Annotated in this window: 20 protein-coding genes, 4 tRNA genes and 1 riboswitch; of the genes, 16 read left to right on the forward strand and 8 right to left on the reverse strand. The window is 30.8% G+C overall.

The window, feature by feature from the left end; translation table 11 throughout:
* The first annotated feature begins 10 nt into the window (after window positions 1–10).
* A complete protein-coding gene (pepN, locus tag ABXT66_RS03935) occupies window positions 11–2,626 on the forward strand; it encodes an aminopeptidase N (RefSeq protein WP_443644358.1) in 2,616 nt (871 codons plus the stop codon).
* Between the two features lie 3 nt (window positions 2,627–2,629).
* On the opposite strand, the gene ABXT66_RS03940 is transcribed toward pepN, so the two are convergent.
* The 5 genes from ABXT66_RS03940 to ABXT66_RS03960 form a co-directional block, all read right to left on the reverse strand.
* Entirely contained in the window at window positions 2,630–3,910 is a 1,281-nt protein-coding gene (locus ABXT66_RS03940; RefSeq protein ID WP_443644359.1) for a DEAD/DEAH box helicase, read from the reverse strand.
* Window positions 3,911–3,991: 81 nt separating this feature from the next.
* Complete coding sequence (parE, locus tag ABXT66_RS03945; protein ID WP_443644360.1) at window positions 3,992–5,941, reverse strand: DNA topoisomerase IV subunit B; 1,950 nt, start codon at window positions 5,939–5,941, stop codon at window positions 3,992–3,994.
* 141 nt (window positions 5,942–6,082) lie between these two features.
* Window positions 6,083–7,492, reverse strand: coding sequence for a type I glutamate--ammonia ligase (gene glnA, locus ABXT66_RS03950; RefSeq protein WP_443644361.1), 1,410 nt, complete (start codon window positions 7,490–7,492; stop codon window positions 6,083–6,085).
* 23 nt (window positions 7,493–7,515) lie between these two features.
* Entirely contained in the window at window positions 7,516–7,854 is a 339-nt protein-coding gene (locus ABXT66_RS03955; protein ID WP_443644362.1) for a P-II family nitrogen regulator, read from the reverse strand.
* A gap of 111 nt (window positions 7,855–7,965) precedes the next feature.
* Window positions 7,966–9,141, reverse strand: coding sequence for a pyridoxal phosphate-dependent aminotransferase (locus tag ABXT66_RS03960; RefSeq protein ID WP_443644363.1), 1,176 nt, complete (start codon window positions 9,139–9,141; stop codon window positions 7,966–7,968).
* A 111-nt stretch (window positions 9,142–9,252) separates the two neighbouring features.
* On the opposite strand from ABXT66_RS03960, the gene ABXT66_RS03965 reads away from it, so the two are divergent.
* The 7 genes from ABXT66_RS03965 to ABXT66_RS03995 all read left to right on the forward strand — a co-directional run bounded on the left by ABXT66_RS03965 (window position 9,253) and on the right by ABXT66_RS03995 (window position 15,871).
* Window positions 9,253–9,329 (forward strand) — tRNA-His (locus ABXT66_RS03965).
* Between the two features lie 81 nt (window positions 9,330–9,410).
* Window positions 9,411–9,495: transfer RNA gene (locus tag ABXT66_RS03970), tRNA-Leu, on the forward strand.
* A gap of 50 nt (window positions 9,496–9,545) precedes the next feature.
* Window positions 9,546–11,003 carry a trigger factor gene (gene tig, locus ABXT66_RS03975; RefSeq protein ID WP_443644364.1) on the forward strand — a complete coding sequence of 486 codons (1,458 nt, stop codon included), beginning with the start codon at window positions 9,546–9,548 and terminating at the stop codon, window positions 11,001–11,003.
* 28 nt (window positions 11,004–11,031) lie between these two features.
* On the forward strand, window positions 11,032–11,673 hold the full coding sequence (gene clpP / locus ABXT66_RS03980; RefSeq protein WP_443644365.1) for an ATP-dependent Clp endopeptidase proteolytic subunit ClpP: 642 nt from the start codon (window positions 11,032–11,034) through the stop codon (window positions 11,671–11,673).
* 70 nt (window positions 11,674–11,743) lie between these two features.
* A complete protein-coding gene (gene clpX / locus ABXT66_RS03985) occupies window positions 11,744–13,012 on the forward strand; it encodes an ATP-dependent Clp protease ATP-binding subunit ClpX (protein WP_443644366.1) in 1,269 nt (422 codons plus the stop codon).
* Between the two features lie 61 nt (window positions 13,013–13,073).
* Complete coding sequence (gene lon / locus ABXT66_RS03990; RefSeq protein ID WP_443644723.1) at window positions 13,074–15,485, forward strand: endopeptidase La; 2,412 nt, start codon at window positions 13,074–13,076, stop codon at window positions 15,483–15,485.
* 110 nt (window positions 15,486–15,595) lie between these two features.
* On the forward strand, window positions 15,596–15,871 hold the full coding sequence (locus ABXT66_RS03995) for an HU family DNA-binding protein (protein ID WP_443644367.1): 276 nt from the start codon (window positions 15,596–15,598) through the stop codon (window positions 15,869–15,871).
* 18 nt (window positions 15,872–15,889) lie between these two features.
* On the opposite strand, the gene ABXT66_RS04000 is transcribed toward ABXT66_RS03995, so the two are convergent.
* Window positions 15,890–16,444 (reverse strand): class I SAM-dependent methyltransferase, encoded by a 555-nt coding sequence (locus ABXT66_RS04000; protein ID WP_443644368.1) that lies wholly within the window; start codon window positions 16,442–16,444, stop codon window positions 15,890–15,892.
* An 88-nt stretch (window positions 16,445–16,532) separates the two neighbouring features.
* Here ABXT66_RS04000 and ABXT66_RS04005 point away from each other — a divergent pair.
* Window positions 16,533–16,608, forward strand: a tRNA-Val gene (locus ABXT66_RS04005).
* Between the two features lie 93 nt (window positions 16,609–16,701).
* On the opposite strand, the gene ABXT66_RS04010 is transcribed toward ABXT66_RS04005, so the two are convergent.
* Together ABXT66_RS04010 and ABXT66_RS04015 are read right to left on the reverse strand one after the other, a co-directional pair.
* Window positions 16,702–17,478, reverse strand: coding sequence for a ferredoxin--NADP reductase (locus ABXT66_RS04010; protein WP_443644369.1), 777 nt, complete (start codon window positions 17,476–17,478; stop codon window positions 16,702–16,704).
* A gap of 9 nt (window positions 17,479–17,487) precedes the next feature.
* Window positions 17,488–18,327 (reverse strand): hypothetical protein, encoded by an 840-nt coding sequence (locus tag ABXT66_RS04015; RefSeq protein ID WP_443644370.1) that lies wholly within the window; start codon window positions 18,325–18,327, stop codon window positions 17,488–17,490.
* Window positions 18,328–18,374: 47 nt separating this feature from the next.
* Window positions 18,375–18,576: riboswitch (cobalamin riboswitch) on the forward strand.
* Between the two features lie 102 nt (window positions 18,577–18,678).
* On the opposite strand from ABXT66_RS04015, the gene ABXT66_RS04020 reads away from it, so the two are divergent.
* From ABXT66_RS04020 to ABXT66_RS04050, 7 genes are all read left to right on the forward strand, one after another.
* On the forward strand, window positions 18,679–20,646 hold the full coding sequence (locus tag ABXT66_RS04020) for a TonB-dependent receptor (protein ID WP_443644371.1): 1,968 nt from the start codon (window positions 18,679–18,681) through the stop codon (window positions 20,644–20,646).
* 46 nt (window positions 20,647–20,692) lie between these two features.
* Entirely contained in the window at window positions 20,693–21,205 is a 513-nt protein-coding gene (locus ABXT66_RS04025; protein WP_443644372.1) for a DUF6580 family putative transport protein, read from the forward strand.
* A gap of 89 nt (window positions 21,206–21,294) precedes the next feature.
* Window positions 21,295–21,371 (forward strand) — tRNA-Asp (locus ABXT66_RS04030).
* Window positions 21,372–21,466: 95 nt separating this feature from the next.
* Entirely contained in the window at window positions 21,467–21,877 is a 411-nt protein-coding gene (locus ABXT66_RS04035) for a VOC family protein (RefSeq protein ID WP_443644373.1), read from the forward strand.
* Between the two features lie 48 nt (window positions 21,878–21,925).
* Complete coding sequence (locus tag ABXT66_RS04040) at window positions 21,926–23,110, forward strand: Bcr/CflA family efflux MFS transporter (RefSeq protein ID WP_443644374.1); 1,185 nt, start codon at window positions 21,926–21,928, stop codon at window positions 23,108–23,110.
* A 48-nt stretch (window positions 23,111–23,158) separates the two neighbouring features.
* A complete protein-coding gene (locus ABXT66_RS04045; protein ID WP_443644375.1) occupies window positions 23,159–24,085 on the forward strand; it encodes an amidohydrolase family protein in 927 nt (308 codons plus the stop codon).
* A gap of 87 nt (window positions 24,086–24,172) precedes the next feature.
* Window positions 24,173–25,273 carry a pyridoxal phosphate-dependent aminotransferase gene (locus ABXT66_RS04050; RefSeq protein WP_443644376.1) on the forward strand — a complete coding sequence of 367 codons (1,101 nt, stop codon included), beginning with the start codon at window positions 24,173–24,175 and terminating at the stop codon, window positions 25,271–25,273.
* Window positions 25,274–25,355 lie beyond the last annotated feature (82 nt).

The following is a 25,355-nucleotide window of genomic DNA, read 5'->3' on the forward strand; positions in this document are numbered from 1 at the left end:
AATAAAGATTATGAATTCTTTTGTAAAAAAAAGAGAAGATTATAAACCACTATTATGGGTTCCCAAAAATATATTTTTGGATATAAAAATTTATGAAGGTTTTTCGTTGATAAATTCCGAAATCCTTTTTAAAAAAAATGATCTACCCTATAGTCAAAATTTAGATTTAGATAATTTTATTGAGTTAAATGGCGTTAACTTAGAGACTATCAATTTTTCGGTTTTAATGGATAATGATAAAAGCATTGATGTAGATCTTAAAACGCTCCAAAAAAAAAATGAAGTTTTATTATTGCCAGTTTCTAATGACGCATCTTCAATTAAAATAATTTCACAAGTTAAAGTTTTCCCTAAAGAAAATACTTCTTTAGAAGGTTTGTATGAGAGTAATCAAATGTTTTGTACTCAGTGCGAACCTGAAGGTTTTAGAAAAATCACATGGTTTACAGATAGGCCAGATTGTCTAGCAATTTTCAAAGTTAGAATTGAAGCATCTAAACGTTATAGTACTATGTTATCCAACGGGAATTTAATTGAAGAGGGAATTGTTACAGATAAAGGTACTAACTCTGAAAGACATTTTAAAATTTGGAGTGATCCATTTCCAAAGCCATCTTATTTGTTTGCGTTAGTTGTAGGTAATTTAGAACTTTCTGAATCTTCATTTACTACATCTTCAAATAAAAATATAAAAATACAAATTTTTACAGAAATAGGGAACAAGCATTTAACTTTTCATGCTATGAAAAGTTTAAAAAAGGCAATGGCTTGGGATGAAGAAAATTATGGATTAGAGTATGACCTTAAAGTTTTTATGATTGTAGCGGTTAGTCATTTCAATATGGGCGCAATGGAAAACAAGGGGCTAAATATTTTTAATTCTAAATTTGTTCTGGCAGATTATGAAACGGCAACTGATATAGATCTAGGAAATATAGAATCTATAGTTGCACACGAGTATTTTCATAATTGGACAGGGAATAGGATAACTTGTAGAGATTGGTTTCAATTAACATTAAAGGAAGGTTTAACTGTTTTCAGAGATCAAGAGTTCTCTGCTGATATGAATAACAAAAGTGTTAAGAGAATTGAAGATGTTTTATTACTTAGATCTATTCAATTTCCTGAAGATGCAGGTTCTAATAGCCATGCGATAAGACCAGAAAAGTATCTGGAAATAAATAATTTTTATACTCCGACTATTTATGAAAAGGGAGCTGAAATTATTAGAATGATTTTTAATTATCTAGGAGAAAAAAAATATAGGCAGGGAATGGATACTTACTTCACTCTTTATGATAGTCAAGCTGTAACATGTGAAGATTTTTTAAAATCTCTCTCTTTAGGTAGTAAAGAAAATCTAGACATATTTAAAAAATGGTATAGCCAATCAGGAACTCCAAAAGTAGATATATTAAGAACAAAAATTAAAAATGGTTGCCATTTTAATATCTCACAATCAATAAATAATGAACCGAGTGAATTACCCATTCCAATAAAAATATCTATAATTGATAAAAAAGGGACTTTAATTAAGTTTAAGATAAATGATTCAGAATTAAAATTTGAACATGTTTATTTATTGTCTAAAAGTTATGATAATATTAATGTTTATTCCCAAACTTCAGAGTTTACTCCTTCTTTGTTACGAAACTTTTCTGCTCCAGTTATTTTAAAAACTGACTTAACAAATGATGATTATCTAAAGATTTTAAAATTTGATAGTGATGGTTTTAATAGATGGGATGCTATTCAAAATCTATTTTTAGATAGTTATTTAGATAAAAATACTCTTTCTTCTATAATCCCAGTTTTACAAGATTTATTATCTGAAAAATCTTTAAATGCTTCTTTGCTTTCCCATTTGTTTGATATTCCATCCAGAAATACATTTGAAAATTTTTTAGATGTTTCTGATCCAATTGAGGTTTTTAACAAAAGAAAAAAACTTATGAAAAAAATTGGAAATGCTCTAGAAGATGTTCTTGAAATTAAGGCTTTAGATTTTTATCATAATGATATTGAAGATGATACAAAAGAAGGCGAAAGAGCTTTACTAGCAAAAATACTAAATTACTTAGTGCTAATTAATAATGAGGTTGGTGTTAATTTAGCTAAAAAAATCACCTCAAGTAAAAATATGACATTGTCAATTTCTGGACTCAAATCTTTATGTGTTTATGGAACAGATATACCATTTAATTTCTTAGATAAATTCTACTTAAAATGGAAAGAAGATAGCTTGGTAATAGAGAAATGGTTTGAATTAATGTCTATATTAAACGTAGAAGGTCAAGGATTAAATTTTATAAACGATTTGTTATCACATGAAGCCTTTGAGTATAAAAATCCTAATAAAATTAGATCAGTCTTAGGTACATTTCAGAGAGAAAATGTTTTGCTTTTTCATGCCAATAATTCATCTGGCTATAATTTTATATCTAACCAAGTTAGCTTGATTGATAAAAATAACCCTCAAGCTGCTGCAAGATTAGTTTTACCATTAACTAGATTTACTAATTACGATGAAACAAGAAAAAATAAAATGAAAAAAGCTCTTAAAGATATTACTGATCGACCGATTTCATCAGATTTATCTGAGATAGTAAATAAAGCTCTAATTTAAAATTTATTTTTTAGTCAAAAAATTTGGAATTTGACCACTTTCTTTAAAATTTAAAAAGTTTTCAATAGGCAGAAAATTAACTTTCTTAAATTTCGTGTTTGTTTCTTTAATTTTTTGATTGTTTTGTTCCGAAGATATGTTTTTAAAATCAGTGCTTTCTGAGTTAATATCATTAAAATGATATGTTTGAATACTTTTTTTAATTAACTTTTCAATTGTTAAAACATTTTTTTCATCACCATCTTCACAAAAAGTAAAAGCCTTTCCTCTAAGTCCAGCTCTTCCAGTTCTTCCAATTCGATGAACATAATCTTCAGGATTAATAGGTACATCATAATTAAACACGTGGCTTAAACCAGCCACATCTATTCCTCGAGCTACGACGTCGGAAGCAATTAAAATTTTGGATAGTCCATCTTTGAAATCCTCAAGAGATTGTATTCTAGAACTTTGGCTCATATCTCCATGTAGACAAACTGTTTTAAAATTATTTTTTTTTAAAAATGTGTTAACTTTATTAATATCTACTTTTCTGTTGCAAAAAATTACTGCATTTTTAACCTTTTCAATATTTAATATTTTTCTTAAATCATTTAATTTATTATTTTTGATGGTCTTTATCAAAAAACTTTCGATATTTGAAGACGTACTTGAATGTGGGCTAATTGAAATTTCTTTAGGGTTTATAAGAAAATTTTCTCCAATGTTTCGTATCTCATTAGAAAGAGTAGCTGAAAAAAATAATGTTTGTCTTATTTTGGGCAAAAGTTTATTAATTTTTATTATATCAGGAATAAAGCCCATATCAAGCATTCGGTCTGCTTCATCTATTATAAGTATTTTTAAATCCTTTAATATTACTTTGCCTCTGTCTATATGATCTAAAAGCCTGCCGGGAGTGGCGATAAGCACATCTACACCTTTTGCTAATTTATTATCTTGTTCAACAAAAGAAACACCTCCAATTAATAATGCCATTTGAAGTTTTAAATGTTTATTTATTAAGTTGAATTCTTCAGAAACTTGCATTGCTAACTCTCTTGTAGGAGCTAGCACTAAAGATCTTGGCATTCTAGATTTAGCTTTACCTGTGTTTAATATTTCTACTAAAGGCATTATAAAGGATCCAGTTTTACCAGTTCCAGTTTGTGCACACCCAAGCAAATCTCTTCCCATCAAAACTTGTGGAATTGCTCTTTCTTGTATTTCAGTTGGATTTACATAGCCTTTTTCTTTAATAGACTTTAAAATTTCTGAACATAAACCTAGTTTTTCAAAGCTCACAAATATTCCTTAATTACTAATTTTAAGCTTTATTGCTTTGTTATTCTAAAAAGTCAATTAAAACTAATTAGAGCGACTTAATTATATATCGTATTCATCAACTAAATTAGCGTTTTCTTGAATATATTTAAAACGAAGCTCAGGTTTTTTTCCCATAAGAATATTAACTAGTTCATCAACTAATCGCCTGTCATCTGCTTCATTTATATCTCTTTTAGGGAGTGTGATTTTTAACAAAACTCTTGTTTGAGGGTTCATAGTTGTTTCTTTTAATTGTGATGGAGGCATTTCGCCCAATCCTTTGAATCGACTAACTAAACCTTTTCCAGAAAATTTATCATTTATAATCGCATTTTTAGCATCTTCTGTTTGTGCATAAAATGATTTACCATTTAGAGTAATTCTATACAAAGGTGGTTGAGCTAAGTATAAATTGCCTTTTTCTATAATCTCAGGAAAGTTATTATAAAAAAAAGTCAAAAGTAAAGCAGCAATGTGAGCGCCATCAACATCTGCATCTGTCATTATTATGATTTTGTTGTATCTCAAACTATCAATGTATTTAGAAGAAGTATGATTTAATCCCATTGCTTGTTTTAAATCGTTGATTTCTTGGTTTTGAGCAGTTTTTTCGTTTGAAGCGCTGGCTACATTTAGAATTTTACCCTTTAAGGGCAAAACAGCCTGCGTTTTCCTGTCTCTAGCTTGTTTAGCAGATCCTCCAGCACTATCACCTTCTACAATAAAAAGTTCAGATTCTTCAAATTTATTGCTAGAACAATCTGCTAATTTCCCTGGTAGACGAACCTTCTTTGTTATTGTTTTTCTTAATACATCTTTTTCTTTTTTCTTTCTTTTTCTTTCTTCATAATAGCTAATTGTTCTGTTAAGGATTGCTTCACCTTTTTCAGTGTCATTAGACAGCCAGGTTTCAAACCTATCTTTAATGGCTGTTTCTACAAGTTTGGTAGTTGATGAATTAACTAGTCTTTCTTTAGTTTGTCCTTGAAATTGAGGGTCTTTTATAAAAACAGATAATATTGACCCAGTTGCAAGCATTAAATCATCGTAAACAAGCTCATTAGCTTTTTTAAAACCTTTTATAATTGCAAAATTTTTTATACCTTTTGTTAATGCTTGTCTGAAACCTAATTCATGAGTTCCACCAAGAGGAGTAGGAACAGTGTTACAAAAAGTTTCTACAAAACTATTTTCATTCTCAACAAACCATCTAATTGCCCATTCTACAGTTTCTTCTCCTATTTTAACATTGTCTTTAAAAGATGAGGTTGTGTACATTGGAGTATTAGATGTTTTAGAATGCATATATTCGCTTAATCCATCCAAAAAACATAATTTTTTTGTTGTAGGTATAATGCTACTGTCAGTTAATAATGAAGAGTGACATTTCCAATCAATTTGAACTCCGGCAACAAGATATGCCTTATACTCTAAAATCTTATAAATTTTTTCAGGACTAAAAATATGGGTGTCTACAAAGATAGTATTATCTGGTTTAAATGTTATTGTTGTTCCATTAGATTTTTTTGTAGGCTCTATTTTTAAGAGTGTTGTGGTAGGTAATCCTTTTGAAAACTCTTGTCTATACAAAAAACCTGACCTTATTACTTCTACTTTCATATGCTCCGAAAGAGCGTTTACAACTGACGCTCCTACACCGTGCAAACCTCCAGATGTTGTATAATTTTTATTAGAAAACTTGCCGCCAGAATGTAATGTAGTCATAATTACTTCTAATGCGGATTTGTTTTTAAATTTTGGATGATTGTCAATAGGGATACCTCTACCATTATCACTTATTTTTATAAAGTTATCTTCTAAGAGTTCTACCTTTATAGTGGTTGCGTGCTTTGCAACAACTTCGTCAATACAATTGTCAATTATCTCTACAGCTAAATGGTGTAAAGCATTTTTATCTGTTCCACCGATATACATTCCTGGTCTGTGACGGACAGGTTCAAGGCCTTCTAAAACTTCAATTTCTGAAGCTGAATAAGGATTTTGGTTCAATAGATTCTCTTTCATAAAATTTGTTTTATTACATTATCTAGTATTTATTAATGAATAGGGTACAACATTTAGCAGTAATTATATTATTTGAAAACAAAAAAAACCCAACATAGTGTTGGGTTTTTTTTCATATATTAGAAATTAGCTAGAATAGTACATTTTAAATTCAACTGGGTGAGGAGCATGTTCAAATTGAACAACTTCTTCCATTTTTAAATCAATGTAAGCTTCAATTTGGTCTTCAGTGAAAACCTCACCCTTTGTTAAAAAAGACATGTCTTCTCTAAGCGCATCTAGTGCTTCTCTTAAAGAGCCACAAACAGTAGGTATACTTGCAAGCTCACTAGCAGGAAGCTCATATAAGTCTTCATCCATTGCATTACCAGGGTGGATTTTGTTCTGAATACCATCTAAACCAGCCATTAGCATGGCAGAAAATGCTAAGTAAGGGTTCGCCGTAGCATCAGGAAATCTCACTTCAACTCTTTTGCCGTTTGGACTGTCAGTAAAAGGTATTCTGCAAGAAGCTGATCTGTTCCTAGCTGAATATGCTAAAATAACAGGTGCTTCATAACCAGGTATCAATCTTTTATATGAATTAGTTGATGGGTTAGTGAAAGCATTGAGCGCTTTAGCATGCTTAATGATCCCACCTATATAGTACAAACACATTTCTGAAAGCTCAGCGTATTGGTTACCAGCAAACAAAGGCTTACCATCCTTCCAAATTGACTGGTGACAATGCATTCCAGTACCATTATCACCTGCAACTGGTTTAGGCATAAAAGTAGCAGTTTGACCAAAAGAATGGGCTACATTCTGAACTGCATATTTATATAATTGGACGTTGTCGGCAGTATCAATCAATGTTCCAAACATCATTCCCAGCTCGTGTTGTGAAGGTGCAACTTCGTGATGATGTTTTTCCATTGGCACTCCCATATCAACAAGGGAAAGAACCATTTCGCTTCTTAAATCTTGAGCAGAATCAACTGGAGGTACTGGAAAGTAACCTCCTTTGATGCCAGGTCTATGGCCCATGTTACCTTCTTCAAAATTTTTTCCTGAGTTATATGGTCCCTCAGACGAATCTATTGTATAGGACGCAGAATGCATTTCAGCTTCATATTTAACGTCATCAAAAACAAAAAACTCAGGTTCAGGACCAAAATATGCAGTATCACCTATACCGATTGAACTCATATACGATAAAGCCTGTTTAGCAGTTGATCTAGGATCTCTTTCGTAAGGGTTTCCAGATATTGGATCCAAAACATCACAAAAAATTGATAATGTTGGTTGTGAGAAGAAGGGATCAACTATACTTCTTGAACAATCTGGCATAAGCTTCATGTCTGACTCATTGATAGCCTTCCAACCTGCAATTGAGGAACCATCAAACATAAACCCTTCCGCAAGGCTTTTCTCGTCAATAGTACTAACATGTTGAGATACATGTTGCATTTTGCCTCTTGGGTCGGTGAAACGAAGATCTACAAATTGAATTTCTTTTTCTTTGATAATATCTATGATTTTTTTAGCGTCTGACATCTTGTGATTACTCCATTTATAATTTAAATTGCATCATTACCTTTTTCACCCGTTCTAATACGGATAGCCTGATCAATAGATGACACAAAAATTTTACCATCACCAATTCTACCAGTTTTAGCAGACTGTTCTATACAGTCGATAGCTGGTTCAACAAGGTCGTCATCAACAACAATTTCAATTTTTACTTTTGGTAAAAAATCGACGACATATTCAGCCCCTCTATATAACTCAGTATGACCCTTTTGACGACCAAAACCTTTAGCTTCATATACAGTTAGACCTTGTATGCCAATAAGAGATAATGAATTTTTGACTTCATCTAATTTGAATGGTTTAATAATAGCTTCAATTTTTTTCATATACTGTATCCTTAAAAAATATATATTTATTATTTACACCAAATTCTCAAATAACATTTGAAAATTTGTGTAATTTAAAAAAAAATGATTAAAAATTAGGCAAAAAATTATTTAAAAAATACTTTTTATTCTCATTGTCGCTTCTTCAATAGATTCGTCTGAGCTTGCGCAAGAAAGCCTTAAAAATCCTTCTCCATACTCACCAAAAGACGGTCCAGCAACTGTGGCTACTCCTAATTTATCTAAAAGTAGGTTTTGCACTTCAATTGAAGTTTTGTTTGTCCCAGTTATGTTTGGAAAACAATAAAAAGCGCCGTTAGGCTTTTCACACCTAAACCCTTCTATTTTATTAAGGCTATTTTGCATTATTTCAGCTCTTCTTTTAAATGTATTGTTCATTTCTGTAACACAGTTTTGTGGACCTTGTAATGCTTCTAATGCAGCAAATTGAGCACTCGCGTTTACACAAGAATGTATATTAACAGCCAGTTTTTCAGCTATATTATATAATTTTTTAGGAAATATACCATAACCCAATCTCCATCCAGTCATCGCATATGTTTTAGACCATCCATTTAAAATTATTAGCCTCTCTCTAATTTCAGGGTAGGTTAACATCGAGGTAAAGTTATTCTCGCCAAAACAAAATTGATCGTAAATTTCATCACTCATTAGAGTGACATCTGGAAAATCCATCAAACCTTTTGCAAGTTTTTCTAATTCTTTCTTAGGTACAACGCCACCAGTTGGGTTTGCCGGGCTGTTTATAATAACTAAGCTGGTTTTATCGTTAACTTTGTTGAGTAGGTCGTCAGCTGAAAAGGAAAAACCCATACTTTCACTAAGTTTATAAGGGATTGCTTTTGCACCTGAGTAATTGATTGCAGATTCATAAATTGGAAAGCCAGGATTAGGGTATAAAATTTCTTTGTTTTTTTCACCTAACAACATAGCTGAAAAAAATATAATTACTTTTCCTCCAGGTACTATTAAGATTTTATCTGGTGAAACGTTTACATTATGTCTTCTAAAGATGTCATTTGAAACAGCTTCTCTTAGTTTTGGTATTCCTGTTGATTGAGTGTAGCCGTGATGTCCATCTTTTAGAGCCTTTATACCAGCTTCAACTATATGTTCTGGGGTTGGAAAATCTGGTTGTCCAATTCCTAAATTTATAATATCTTTACCTTCAGATGCTAATTTATTGGCTTTTGCCAAAACTGTAAATGCGGTTTCTGTTCCTAGATTATTGTTCCTATCAGCAATTTTATAAAAATCTTTTTCCACTATAATAAAACCTTGATTAAATTTGAATTATTAAATACTTATACATGACTTAATAATAATTAAAATTAATTAAATTAATGTTTATGTATTTTAATATTATAATGAAGTATGGCGGGTGTAGCTCAGTTGGTTAGAGCGCGGGTTTGTGGTACCTGAGGTCGCCGGTTCGAAGCCGGTCACTCGCCCCAACTCATTTTTTTCATTCTAGCTTGACGTTTAGGCAATCCTAAGTTAGCTATTAATTAAATTAGATATAAATTGATTAATATGCGGGCGTGGCGGAACTGGTAGACGCGCAAGATTTAGGTTCTTGTATCGCAAGGTGTGGGGGTTCAAGTCCCTTCGCCCGCACCAATATCATGTAAATAAAATTGAATTAGGAATACTAAAAAAGGTTAAATAATATGGGAATTACTCAAACTTTGTCAAAAGGTTTAAAACGTGAATTTGAAGTTATTATAACTAGTTCAGATATTAGTAAATTAGTTGATGAAAAACTTGTTAACATTGCTAAAGAGGCAAATCTTCCAGGTTTCAGACCTGGAAAAGTTCCAGTTTCAGTGGTAAAAAATAGGTTTGGAAAACAGGTCCTTGGTGAAGTGGTTAGAGAATCTGTTGATAGTGCTACCAAAGAGACTATGGAAAAAAATAAACTTACACCATCTTCCCAGCCGAAAATTGAAATTGTTTCTTTTGAAGACGGCGAAGACCTGAAAGCAAAATTATCTGTTGAGATCATGCCGGATTTTGAAATTCCTGATTTATCTAGTCTGGAAATCACTAAGCCCGTTGTTAAGATTAGCAATAAAGAAATAGAGGATGCTGTAGAAAAAATAGCAAAAGAAAATGTTGGTACTGCTCTAATAAAACAAAATAGAGCTGCAAAAGTTGGTGACACTGTTGTTATTGATTTCTTAGGAACGGTCGACGGTAAAGCATTTGAAGGTGGTGAAGCTAAAGGCCATAATTTAAAACTTGGATCAAATACATTTATTCCTGGATTTGAAGATGGTTTGGTTGGAGCTGTAAAAGGTAAAACAATAGACGTGAAAGTTACTTTCCCAGATGACTATCAGGCTAAAAATTTAGCAGGAAAAAAAGCTAATTTTGAAACAACTATCAACGAAATAAAAGAAGATGTTGATGTTAAAATTGATGATGACTTTGCAAAAACTTTAGGAATGGAAGATTTGAACGCCTTAAAAAAAGCTGTCTCTGAACAGATGTCTAAACAACATGATCAAGCTAGCCGAGAAAAGTCTAAAAGACAGATATTAGATAAATTGGCAGAAACTGTTTCTTTTGAGCTTCCTGAGACCCTTGAAAAAGAGGAATATAATAGTATCTGTAAAGCAATGAACCCAAACGCAAAACCTGACCATGACCATAATCATGCTGACCATGACCACGATGATAATGTGCCAGAGGCTGATAAAGGCATGTCCAAGGATGAAAAGCTGGATGCATCTGAAATAGCAAAAAGGAGAGTAAGATTAGGACTTTTACTTTCAGAGATTGGTAGAAAAAATAATATCAAAGTAGAAGAAGAAGATACTAGAAATGCTATGATGAAAGAAATACAAAAATACCCTGGTCAAGAAAAACAGGTAATGGATTATTTTAAAAACAACCCTGAAGCTCAACAACAGCTTTCTGGACCAATCTTTGAAGATAAAATAATTGACTTTATTATGGAATTAGCAAGCACAAAAGAAAAAACTGTATCAGTTGAAGAACTTTACAAACAAGAAGATTTAGATTTAAAAAAAGAGGCTGCGAAAGCAAAAAAATCAAATAAATCAGTTGCAGGTAAAGTTTCAAAAAAAACAACAACTAAAGTTAAAAAAACAGATAAGAAATAATAATAATTTTTATTGAGGAGTGATTTGAATGATGTCTAACAATTTTTATAATTCTTTTAACCCTACTAACGTAAAGTCGGCTCTTGTTCCTATGGTTGTAGAGCAAACAAGTAGAGGTGAAAGATCATATGACATTTATTCAAGGTTGTTAAAGGAAAGAATTATTTTTCTAGTTGGACCCATAGATGACGGTATTGCTTCTTTAGTATGTGCACAATTGTTATTTCTAGAAGCTGAAAATCCAAAAAAAGACATATCTATGTATATTAATTCCCCAGGAGGGGTAGTTACTTCTGGGTTATCAATATATGATACTATGGAATATATAAAGCCCGATGTTTCTACTGTATGTATTGGCCAAGCAGCTAGCATGGGCTCTCTTTTGTTAACAGCAGGAGCCAAAAATAAAAGATATTGTCTTCCTAATGCAAGAATTATGACTCACCAACCGTCTGGGGGATTTCAGGGTCAAGCAAGTGATATAGAAATACATGCGAAAGAAATAATTAATTTAAGATCAAGACTTAATCAAATTTACGTTACACATTCTGGCAAGAAAATTGCAGAAATAGAAGCACTTATGGACAGAGACACATTTTTATCACCTGAAGACGCACTTCAAAAAGGTTTGATTGATGAAGTGGTAAATAAAAGACCAGATAAGAAGTAGGTTAATTTTATATTGCATTTTGATTAAAATAGATAGAATGTTATAAATATTTTCAAAAAAAGGAAAAAAAATGAATGATAAAACAAATGAAGGTAAAAATAAAACAACTTTGTATTGTTCATTTTGTGGTAAAAGCCAACACGAAGTAAAAAAATTAATTGCTGGTCCAACAGTTTTTATTTGTGACGAATGCGTTGAGCTGTGCATGGATATCATAAAGGAAGAACATAAATCAACAATTACAAAAGATAAAAAGGGTATTCCTGCTCCCGCCGAAATTTGCTCAGTTTTGGATGATTATGTTATTGGTCAATCTAAGGCTAAAAGGGTTCTATCAGTCGCTGTTCATAATCATTACAAAAGATTGAATAATGCAACAGATGTGAATGATATAGAAATTTCAAAATCAAATATTTTGTTAGTTGGTCCAACCGGATGTGGAAAAACTTTGTTAGCGCAAACTTTAGCTAAAATATTAGATGTACCTTTTACCATGGCAGATGCAACTACATTGACTGAAGCTGGTTATGTTGGTGAAGATGTAGAAAACATAATTTTAAAATTGTTACAGGCTTCTGATTATAATGTTGAAAGAGCTCAAAAGGGAATTGTTTACATAGACGAAGTAGATAAAATATCGAGAAAGTCAGAAAATCCTTCTATAACTAGAGATGTCAGTGGTGAAGGTGTACAACAAGCATTGTTAAAAATTATGGAAGGTACTATTGCGGCGGTTCCTCCTCAAGGTGGAAGAAAACATCCTCAACAAGAATTTCTTCAAGTTGATACCACTAACATTCTCTTTATATGTGGTGGTGCTTTTGCTGGTCTAGATAAACTTATTTCAAATAGGAATAAAGGCTCATCAATAGGTTTTGGTGCTGAAATCGTTAATTCACAGGAGACATCTGGAAGTGATATTCTTAAAGATCTAGAGCCAGGTGATTTAGTAAAGTATGGTTTAATTCCGGAGTTTATTGGCAGGCTTCCTGTACTATCAACTCTAGAGGATCTTGATGAAGACGCTTTAGTTACAATACTGACCAAACCTAAAAATGCGCTTGTAAAACAATACCAAAAATTATTTGAAATGGAAAATACAAAACTAGAATTTAGAGATAATGCTCTTAAGGCTGTTGCTCAAAAAGCTATAAATCTAAAAACTGGAGCCAGAGGTCTTAGGTCTATCATTGAAAATGTCCTTATGGATACTATGTTTGAGCTACCTTCTGAGCCTGATATTGACGAAGTTATTATTAATGAGGATGTTATTTCAAAAGGTAGTAAACCTCTATTGGTTCATGAAAAAAAGAAAAAAGAAATAAATAACTCTTTATAAATTTTTGATCTTGTATTTTTGTTTGAAATTATCATTTATATAAAGTTAATTCATATTATTGATAAATATAAAGGTTGATATCTTGACTGAAATTATACACCCCGTTTTACCTCTTAGAGATATCGTTATATTTCCTCACATGATCGCACCTCTGTTTGTAGGAAGAGTTAAATCTATTAATGCACTAGAATCTGTAATGGAAAACAATAAAGAAATAATACTGTTAACTCAAAAAAAATCATCTGTTGAAGATCCAGGTCAGAAAGATTTATACAAAACCGGTACTATTGGAAATATTCTTCAACTTTTAAAGTTGCCAGATGGAACTGTTAAGGTATTGGTAGAGGGTAAATCTAGATGCATTATAGATAAAATTAAATCTTCCGATTCTTATTTGAGTGCAAAAGCAAGATTAATTAATGATACTAGAAACGAAAAAGAAAGTTCTTCTCACGACATTAGTAGGTTGTCAGACTCTTTTGAACGTTTTGTTAAATTAAATGGAAAAATTAATTCTGATATCTTATCTACAATATCAGAAATTACTAATCCAGGTGTTTTAACAGATACGATAATAAATCACATTTTGTTAAGTATAGAAGAAAAACAATCTTTTCTTGATATTGTTGAACCTTTGGAAAGAGTAGAAAAGTTAATAGCTAAAATTGATAGTGAAATAAGTGTTTTGGACTCAGAAAAAAAAGTTAGAAGCCGTGTTAAGAAACAGATGGAAAAAACACAGCGTGAATATTACTTGAATGAACAATTAAAAGCTATTCAAAAAGAATTAGGTTCTTCTGAAGATGGTAAAAGTGAATTCGACGAATTGGAAGATAAAATAAATAAAGGTAATTTAACGAAAGAAGCTAAAGAGAAAGCAAATTCTGAACTTAAAAAATTAAAAAATATGAGTCCCATGAGTGCCGAAGCAACAGTAGTTAGGTCTTACATAGAGTGGTTAACATCAATTCCATGGAAAAAAGCTAGTAAAATTAAATCTGATATCTTAGCAGCTAGAGAAATATTAGACGCTGATCATTATGGATTAGATAAAGTTAAGGACAGAATAATTGAGTTTTTAGCAGTCCAAAAAAGAACAAAAGAATTAAAAGGTCCTATTTTATGTCTTGTAGGCCCTCCAGGAGTTGGTAAAACATCATTAGGTAAATCTATAGCGCAGGCGACTGGACGACAATATATTAGAATGGCTCTAGGTGGTGTAAGGGATGAGGCTGAAATTAGAGGTCATAGAAGAACATATATAGGCTCTTTACCTGGAAAGATTATTCATAGTATGAAGAAAGCTTCAACAGTCAATCCGTTGTTTCTTTTGGATGAAATTGATAAATTAGGGAATGATTATAGAGGAGACCCTTCTTCAGCTTTATTAGAAGTGTTAGATCCTGAACAGAATAAGACTTTTCAAGACCATTACCTAGAAGTTGACTATGATTTATCTAAGGTCTTGTTTGTGACGACATCAAACACATTAAATATGCCTCATGCTCTATTAGACAGGATGGAAGTTATAAGACTTTCAGGATATACGGAAGATGAAAAGTTAGAAATAGCTAAAAGACACTTAATAAAGAAACAAATGGATAATTGCAAACTTCTTGAAAAAGAATTTTCAATTAAAGATGAAGCAATTAGATTAATAATTCAATCTTATACTAGAGAAGCTGGGGTTAGGAGTTTAGAAAGACAATTATCTAAATTAACTAGAAAAGTTGTTACATTAATAGAAAAAAATGAAATAAAATCCATTATAATTACTAAAAATAACTTGGCCGACCTACTTGGGGTAGAAATTTATCAAAGACTTGAAATCGAAAAACACGATCTTGTTGGAATAACCACTGGTTTAGCTTGGACTGAAGTAGGTGGCGAATTGTTATCTATTGAAGCGGTTAATGTAAAAGGCAAAGGCAAAGTAACAGCTACAGGAAAACTTGGTGATGTTATGAAAGAATCAGTTCAGGCTGCTGAATTTTTTATAAGATCAAATGCTCTTTTATTTGGTTTAGACCCTGCTGACTTAGAAAAAAATGATATTCACGTTCACGTTCCAGAGGGTGCAACACCTAAAGATGGTCCGTCAGCCGGAGTTGCAATGGTAACAAGTATTGTATCTGCTCTTACAGGTATTAAGGTTAAAAGTACTGTAGCTATGACAGGTGAAATTACGTTACGTGGTAGAGTTCTTCCTATTGGAGGGTTAAAAGAGAAGCTGTTAGCAGCTAAAAGAGGTGGGATAAAAACTGTTTTAATTCCAATTGACAATAAAAAAGATTTAGTTGATATACCAGATAATATTAAAGATGAATTAAAGATAATATTTGTATCTAAAATTGATGAAGTCGTTTCAAATGCTTTAGTAGATTTACCTAAAAATTTATCTGCATTAGATGCTTCAAGCTTAGGATCTGAACACAAGTCTACAATAAATGATGAAATTAACCTCTCTCACTGATTAAAATGTTAAAAATTTAAACTTTCTATCAAATTACAATTTATTTGCTAGAATTATGTCTGGAAATAAGTATTATATAGTAATATCAATTAACAAATTTGGAGGTACGAATGAATAAAAATGAATTAGTTGCAAGCGTTTCTGATGCATCAGGATTAACTAAAGTCGATGCAGCAAAAGCTGTAGATGGTGTTTTTCAATCAATTACTGACGCGTTAAAGTCAGGTGGTGACGTAAGAATAGTAGGCTTTGGCACTTTTTCAGTTGCAAACCGTGCCGCTACTACAGGAAGAAACCCAAGAACTGGTGATCCAATTCAGATTAAAGCTTCTAAGCAACCTAAATTTAAAGCTGGAAGCCCATTAAAAGAAGCTGTAAACAATTAAATAATTAAGAATAATTTTTTAAAAAGGCTTCTTACTTAAGAGGCCTTTTTTTAAACTGCATCTTTGTATGATTGCAACCTCATTTTCAATGGTTTTACCTTGAAAATAATACATAGTTTCAAAGTCATTTTTAAATGTTTTTAACAGCTCCATGTGCTTTAATAAGTAGTCTGGATTACTAGGTTTTCCATATTTTTCATTACCAACTGCAAACGTTTCATAAAATAAAAAACCACCTATTTTTAAAAAACTTGCTAATTCTCTAATTCTTGGTCGATATAAGTAATTCGTTACTATAATGACGTCAAATGATTCTTTTTCTAAAGGCCATTTATCATTTCTTTCTAAATCAAAACAAATAAGATTTATATTTTTGATATTTTTATATAATTCTAATTTATTTCTATCCTTATCAATGGCAGTTATAAACCTTCTATTACTAGCTAGATTTATACTGTGCCTTCCTCCTCCACTAGCGAAATCTAGGATATTAATTTTTTTCCTTTTTTGAACTATTTCAACTTGATTTATAATCCAAGGAGAAGGTTTTAATTTCAGTAATGTTTTTTTCAAATAATTATTCCTAGAAGTTACTTTTTTGCTAAATATGTAAGTTCTTTGTTGTTATTTTTATTAAAACTACTTATATAATTATGTATTGGGGCGGTTAGCTCAGTTGGTAGAGCATCTCGTTTACACCGAGAATGTCGGCGGTTCGAGACCGTCACCGCCCACCATTTTTTATCTTTCCTTTTTTGTTTTTACTCTAAAACTTTAGATAATATTATAAATAATAATTATACAATATTAGTCTATAACTTTTAATGAGTTTATCCAACAAACGCCTTTTCCAAAACAAACTCAGCTGGATTGTTGTTAGCACCTTCGCTTAGCCCTAAGTCCAAGAGTATTTTCTTAAGGTCGTTATTTAAACCCATTGATCCGCAAAACATAAATCTATCATTTGATGAAATTTCACTTATATCTAGATCGTCAAAGATTTTTTTAGAAGTTATAAGGTCTGTTATTCGACCTCGGCAAGTAGTTTTTTCTCTTGTAGTTGAAGCGTAACTTAATAGTTTATTGGAGATAAATTCTGAAATAATTTCATGATTATTACATTCTTCAATAATTTGCTGACTATACTGTAGTTCTTTAGAAGTTCTACAAGTATGAGTGACAATAACTTGTTCAAACTTATCATATGTTTCAGGTTCTCTAATAAGTGAGGAGAAAGGAGCGAAACCAGTTCCAGATGATAGTAAAAACAATCGCTTACCTGGTTTTAATGCATCTAAAACTAGAGTTCCAGTAGATTTAGGCATTAAAATAATATCATCATTAATCTTAATATTTTTTAATTTTGATGTTAAGGGGCCATCTTTAACAATAATTGAATAAAATTCTAACTCATCTGACCATGTTGGTGATGCAATTGAATATGCCCTTAAAATAGGTTTATCTTTTCTATTTGGTAACCCAATCATTACGAATTCACCAGACCTAAATCTTAAGTTGGTAGGCCTTTGAATTCGAAACGAAAACAAACTTTCAGTCCAATGTTTTATGTAAGTAACTTTTTGATAATTATTAGAGAACTTTGACAATAAATCTTCCTAATTTAATTTATAAGATTTGATTAATTGTTTAGTTAATTGAAGTAAAGCTTTTTTATAATCCGGATGCTTCATTTCATATTTAAAATTATGACCTATAACTTTAGTTTTAACTATTCTGTTAACTTCATAGAAAGATTTTAACATTTCAGATGCTTCTTCAGGTTTATATTTTAAAATAACAGGTTTAAGTAATTGTAATACATTCGACACATATTCAACTGCATCATAATTTTTAACTAAATTTTGGTCACTAACATTTACAACTGTGTCGTCATGTTTTTCTATTAAGAATTTTATAACTATTCCAGATAGGTCTTCCACATGTATTCTATTCGATATATAATTTTCTTTAACAATAATTGTATTATCACCATTTAAATATTTTATCATAGGGTGTCTTTTAGGGCCATAAATACCAGATATTCTAAAAAGTGATGTTCTTTTATTTTGTTTAATCCATTCTTGTTCAGCGCTTAATCTAATTATACCTCTTTTGCTTTTGGGGTCAGGCTTTGTTTTCTCATTGACTTCGCCATCACCATATACTGAAGTAGCCGATAAATAGATTAATTTATTTTTATTAAGCGAAATTGATTTTCCGTATTTAGCTATTATAGGGTCCATTCCTTGATCATTTGGAGGGACAGTAGAAATAATGTTACTATTTATAAGTTGTTTAGAGACATTTTGGGTATCTGAAAAATTAAAGTAATGTATATTTTTTTTAGGATTGGAAATATTTCTTGTTATTATAGAGACTTCAAACCCTTTTTTAAGAGCCTCTTTTGATAAAAAATTCGCTGTATAGCCGTTTCCAAGTATTGTTAATTTAATCATTTATAAAAACTTTAATTTTTACTTGCATATCTTAGTTATTTCGATTTACATCTAATGATGTTTATGGTGCTTTGAAGTTTTCTTCAAGCTTAAAATGGGAATTTGGTAATTCACTTGAATTAGTAAGCCAAAGCTGTCCCCGCAACTGTAAGTGCTGAGTAAAGGCTAATATACCACTGGAATATTCTGGGAAGGTAGTCTTAACGTTAATGCACAAGCCAGGAGACCTGCCATAAATTGTCGCTTTGTCAAATACCGGGTAGAGTAGATGGCACGTGTACATATCGTCTAGCGACTAAATTAGGTGAGGAGTTTAGGCTCTTTAATTTTATTTACTTGCTGGAGGCAATTATGATCACACGTGCTTTTTATCTAACTTTTTTACTTTTACTTAACTATTCGTCACAATCTATTTCTTCTGAAAATGAATCTCTTAGAATAACAATTCACCCCACTATTATAAATGAGAATGTAGTGGGTAGTTCAACTACCATAATCAATAATAAAATGATTAGAGAAAATTCTCATTTACCACTTGGAAGTCTATTATCTAGATTTTCTGGCATAAACTTTGAAAATTTATATTCAGGAGTTGACGTTAAATCGTCAGTTAAAATTAGGGGGTTTGGTGAGCAAGCTTCAAGAAATGTATTAGTACTTTTAAATGGAATACGAATTTCTGATATGACAATTGCTGGAGCTAATTTATCAAGAGTACCAATAGAGAGTATTTATAAAATAGAAATTATAAAGGGTGGTACTGCAAGTGTTTTATTTGGTGATGGAGCAACTGCTGGTGCTGTGAATATAATTACAAAGAATCCTTTATATTCAGAAGATATGTTCAAGATAACAACTTCTTTGAAATCATTTAATACTAAAAAACAGATAATTTCAGTTACTAACAAAAATGACAATATAGCGCTAGATGCTACAATATATGACTTAAGCACTGATGGATATAGAGATAATAGTGAGTATGATAATAGTTCATTGAGCTTTAATATTACAAATTTTACAGATATTAATTCAAGGTTATGGGCTGAATTAAAATCATCTAATGAACAAACTCGCCTACCAGGTAGTATTTTATTAACTGATTTTTATAATAAACCTACATATACACGTTTTCCCAAAGATTTTGGTTCTGAAAAAATAAAATCGCTGAAAATTGGTAATGAGGCTAAACTTTCAAACAATGCAAAATTTTTATCAAGTCTTAGATTAGAAAAAAAAGATCAATACTCTTCCATGTTGAATTATGGAATAACATATAAAAGCGATACTTCTTTGAATACTGTTCATCTAAATTCGCAACTTATAAATAGTAACTTATTCTCTAATAAAAGTTTGGAAGGTAAGTTTGGTATAGATGTTTATAATTCTAATTATAAAGTTGATGCTAATAATTGGGCATATGTTCAGTACATAAATAAGGCGGAGCAATTAATCATCGAACCGTCATTAATCTTTAATATTAAAAATCAATTAAAAAAAGGTTTGAATTTTGAAGTTGGAGCGCGTTCACATCATTATAATATAAATGTTAATAATATGTTGTCATCAAAGACCAAAGTCCTTTCTAATCAGGAGGATAAATACGCATGGTCATTAGGCACTGATTATAACTTTGCAAATGATAAAAAAGTTTTTGGTCATATTTCCCGTTCATATAGATCTCCTCGATTAGATGAGATTATTACTGTTGGTCCTTCAACAAATATTAATCCTCTCAAACATCAGTTTTCTCATGATATAGAGCTTGGTTTCGAAAAAAAATCATCAAATGACAGATTTAAAATATCTGCATTCAGAAGTTTACTTAAAAATCAAATTTTCTATAATTCAACCTCTTTTGCTAATGAAAACTATGATCCTTCTATTCATCAGGGTGTAGAACTTGAATATGATAAAGAAGTTAATAAGAAATTAAATTTTACAACAAATAGTACCTTCATGAATTCATACGTTTCTAAAGGGACTTTTAAAGGTAATGATACTCCATACGTCCCAAGAATTAAAACTAATGCATCTTTGAATTACAATATTAATAAAACTGCTAACGCAAGCTTAACCTATAAATATTTTGGAAAAACTCGTTCAGGAAATGATGATGGTAATGTGCTTGAAAAATCAAAATCTTATCAAGTGTCAGATATAAAGCTTTCTTATAAATTTAAAAACATTACCGTTAACTCATTTATAAATAATTTTTTAGACGAAAAATATTATACTAATTTAATTAAAGGTGCAGCAGGTGGTTATGTTTATCCACAAGCAGGAAGAACATTTGGGTTTGAGATCCAAGCAGATTTTTGATTAAGTATTAACTTGAGTTAATTTAAATTAAGGTATAAAAAAAGTTATGAATACAAACAAACTACTCAAATATGCTTTAATATTTTCTGGTTCGATTGGTATTATTCTTCTTTTTAGAGTAATACCACATCCTCCAAATTTTACTCCAGTAATAGCTTTAAGTTTTTATATCCCTGTTTTGTTAGGATTTTGGTCTATTCCTTTTATTATATTGTCATTTGCAATAACAGATTATTTAATTGGGTTTCATAGTTTATTAATATGGACATGGTCTAGCCTAGCATTCATTGGAATTTTATCTAAATTTTCTAATGGAATGAAAAGTAGATTAACGCTTTCTACTTTAGGCTCTTGCATGTTTTTTGTAATTACTAACTTTGGGGTATGGTTAACCAGTTCATTCTATGAAAAGAGTATGAACGGATTATTGAATTGTTATATTATGGGTATACCATTCTTTACAAATACCATATTAAGTACAATTTTATATGGTATAGCTATTGAATTTTTTATATTTTCTAAATATTTCCAATCAAGTTTCATTGCGTTCAAAAAATAATTAATAAATTATTCATTTTAGTACATTATGCTTAATCTTTTCTTGACCAATAGATCCTCAACCTCTATCAAGTATATTAATCCTTTTTAGGGGGTGTAGCTCAGTTGGTTAGAGCGCCGGCCTGTCACGCCGGAGGTCGCGAGTTCGAGTCTCGTCACTCTCGCCATAACTCGTAAATTAAGATAACATTTATTTTTAACTTGTTAATAATTAATTATTAATATTTAATAAAAATAAAAATTAAAACTAATGTAGATTTTTATGAAACTTGAATTACATCACATCAATTTATCAACTCATAAAGTAGATGAAATGAATGATTTTTATTTAAAAGTTATGAAGTTAAAAACTGAGACAGAAGGTTTGCCTGTTTTAGAGAAGAAAAAAGGTTATTCAGGCAATGTTGCTTTTGTGTCTGATGGTAATATACAAACACATTTAGCGGAAAAAGATTTAAATGTATGTTTTAAGACGGGACATAACATTAACCCTCTTGAAAAGGGTCATATTGCCTATAGAACAGATGATTTGGACGCATTTAAACAACATCTAGATGAATTAGGTATAAATTATTCTGATTGGGGTGAAACAGCTGTTGCTGGATGGAAACAAATATTTTTTTATGACCCAGATGGGAACATTATAGAAGTCCATGAAGTTAAATACAAATAGACGTAATTTCTGATAATAATAAATTTTAAACATGATTGGTAGTTAAATTTGAAAAAGCCTAACATTAATTTGTTGGCTATTATAGTTGCAGTTCCAGTAATTGGAATGACTATTATATCACCAGCATTAACTTTAATAAAAGATGATTTAAATATTTCTTTTTCAGATACTCAATTAACCTTAACTTTATATTTCCTTTTTTTAGCTTTTGGTCAAATCATATCTGGGCCGTTTTCAGATAAATATGGAAGAAAACCAATTTTAATTCTTGGAGCGTCAATTTATTCTGTTGCTGCTTTTATGGCTTCGTTTTCCTCAAATATTGAAATACTTTTATTTTTGAGATGTATACAAGGGTTTGGTGCAGCAGCTTGTTTATCAGTTGGTAGAACGATTTTGAGTGATTGTTTTGAAATAGCTGAAGCTGCTAAACAAATGTCAAAAATGACGGCTATAATGGCCATTATACCTATTACATGTTTTATATTTGGTGGAATTCTAGCTGAATTTTTAGGTTGGCGAACTAATTTGATAGCCCTAGGCTTAATTAGCATGGTTTTGCTTATATTCATGTTTTTAATTTTAGAAGAAACTCTAGTCAATAAATCAAAAAGTGTAAGTTTTTTTAATATGTTTCTTGTGTATAAAAACTTAATACAGACTTCTTTGTTTAGACTTTTTACTATTACAACTGCCATGCAAACTTCAATGTTTTTTTCTATGAATGGCTTCATGCCATATGAATTTGCAAGAAAAGGCGTAAGTATATCAGAATTTGGTATTTGGTTTTCACTTACCTCAGTTGGTTATATTTTGGGAAATATAATAAATGGAAAGTTCAGCCCAATAATTGGTTTAGAAAAAATGTGTTCTATAGGAACTATATGTTCTTTTTTTACCGTTTTTCTATTTCTTTTAAACCATTATACAGGTACTAACGGACCTCTAACTTTATCTTTAATTTGTGTTGTATTTGGATGTTCTAATGGTTTTGCTGTCGCAAATAGTATGACTGGAGCAATTAATTCATCCAAATCGAATAAAGGATCTGCAAGCGGTTTAATGGGAGCATTTCAAGTCGGTTGTGGTGGCTTGGCAGGGTATTTAATTATTTTATTTGGAGGAGCTGAAGATTTCTACATATGTATTTTAGCTTTATTTATTATGTCAGGTATCTCAATTATATCTTCTTCATTTATTTTAATAAATAAAAATAAGCAGCTTGTTAAATAGATTTTTTTAGTGAAGATAATATTAAATTAAATAACGAATTCTTGTAATATGAATAAAGATATTAAAATACTAGATGCGCATCACCATTTCTGGGATCTTGATAAAAATTATTATCCATTTTTAAGTGACAAAATAGACAATGATTTTTTTTTAGGTGATTATTCATCTATCAGACATAACTATCTTCCAAGTGACTATGTTAAAGATACTAAAGATCATAATGTTGTCGGAACAATTCATTGTGAAGCTGAATGGGACAGGGAAGACCAAATTGGTGAAACGTTATGGTTAGATAAGCTTTCGAAAACAAGAAAATTTCCAACTGCCATAATTGGTCATGCCTGGTTTGACAAAAAAAACTCAGAAGCAATCATAGCCGAGCAAGCAAGCTTTGATATTGTTAAAGGCATACGTTCAAAACCCACTATTAGATTTTCTGCAAATAGTAAAGAATATGTCAAAAGTGGCTCTATGCAGGACTTGTCCTGGAGAAAAGGATTAAAATTATTAGAGAAATATAATCTTAATTATGATTTAAGAGTTCCTGCATGGCATTTGGAAGAAGCAACTGAAATAGTTAGATTAATACCGAATACAAAAGTAATTGTTAATCATGCTGGTTTTCCATGGGATAGAAGTAAGGAGGGTCTTGATTTTTGGAGGAAAGGGGTGAAAGCCATCTCTACTGAACCGAATACATTTATCAAGTTATCTGAGTTTGGTGTTAAAGAGCAAGGTTGGAATTACAAACAAAATGCAGATATAATATATGAATTGATTGATTTGTTTGGTCCCCAAAGATGCATGTTTGCTAGTAATTTTCCAGTTTCTAGATTAAAAATTACATTCGACGATTTATTTACTAATTTCAAAAACATAGTAAAAAATTTTTCTTTAGATGAACAAATATCCCTCTTTTCAGACACTGCAATTAAAACATATAATATCAAAATAACAGATATTGAAAAACGCTAATATATAATTTTTTTAAAATACAATAATTTGAATAAAATACCAAATATGTTAAGAGTTTCAGATATTTAAAAAAAACGGAGTCTTTTTTTGAGCATTCAATACACCCAAATTGTCAAAACACTTCCTTCTTCAGTTCCGTTTGTTGGTCCTGAAGCGCAAGAGAGAAGATTAGGAAAAAAATTTGAAGCCAGGATTGGCGCAAATGAAAGTGTTTTCGGGCCATCTCCAAAAGCGGTTTTAGCTATAACGGATGAAATAGGTCAAGCTTGGAAATATGGAGATCCCGAAAGTTTTGATTTAAAGCATGCTCTTGCTAAAAAACATAATGTTGCATTTGAAAATATTATAGTTGGAGAAGGTATCGACGGATTATTGGGTTATTTAGTAAGATTATTTATAGAGCAAGGTGATAATGTTGTTACAACTGATGGAGCTTATCCAACCTTTAATTATCATGTAGAAGGTTTTGGCGGTCAACTGCATAAAGTTCCTTTTAAGGACGACACAGAAGATTTAAATAATCTTTTGAATAAGGTAAGAGAAACTAAAGCAAAAATGCTTTACGTTTCAAATCCAAATAACCCTATGGGAACATTAAACTCAGTTAACGATATAAATAATTTAATTGAATATTTACCAACAGAAACATTATTATGTTTAGATGAGGCATATATTGATTTTGTCCCAACGGAATTAATACCTGAGATATCTTTAAATAAATCAAATGTTATTAGAATGAGAACTTTTTCTAAGGCATATGGAATGGCAGGATCAAGAGTTGGTTATGGTATTGCTGCAAAAGATTTAATTTTAAATTTTGAAAAAGTAAGAAATCACTTTGGCATGTCAAGAATTGCTCAAGTAGGGGCATTAGTGTCGATTAATGATAATAAATTTATTAGTGATGTTATATCAAAAGTTGAAAGTTCAAAGAGTAGAATTGCGAAGATTGCTCTAGCTAATAATTGTAAAGTTATTAAGTCTTTTACTAATTTTGTCGCTATTGATTGTTGTGAAAATGCTGATTTCGCAAAAAAAGTTTTAGAAAGTCTTATACAGCAGGGGGTTTTTGTTAGAATGCCTTATTCATTTCCTCAAAATAGATGTATAAGAGTTACGGCAGGTTTAGATAAAGATATAGATTTATTCGAAAAAGCTTTTCCTATAGCTTTAACGGAAAGTAAATGACTTTATTTTTATTATATTAACTTGTTATTTATTTTCTAATAACTAAATTAGTCTAATCAACAACATAATTATATCAATTCCT

The organism is Candidatus Levibacter sp. Uisw_134_01 (assembly GCF_047717795.1).
Classification (GTDB): domain Bacteria; phylum Pseudomonadota; class Alphaproteobacteria; order Puniceispirillales; family Marisalimonadaceae; genus Marisalimonas.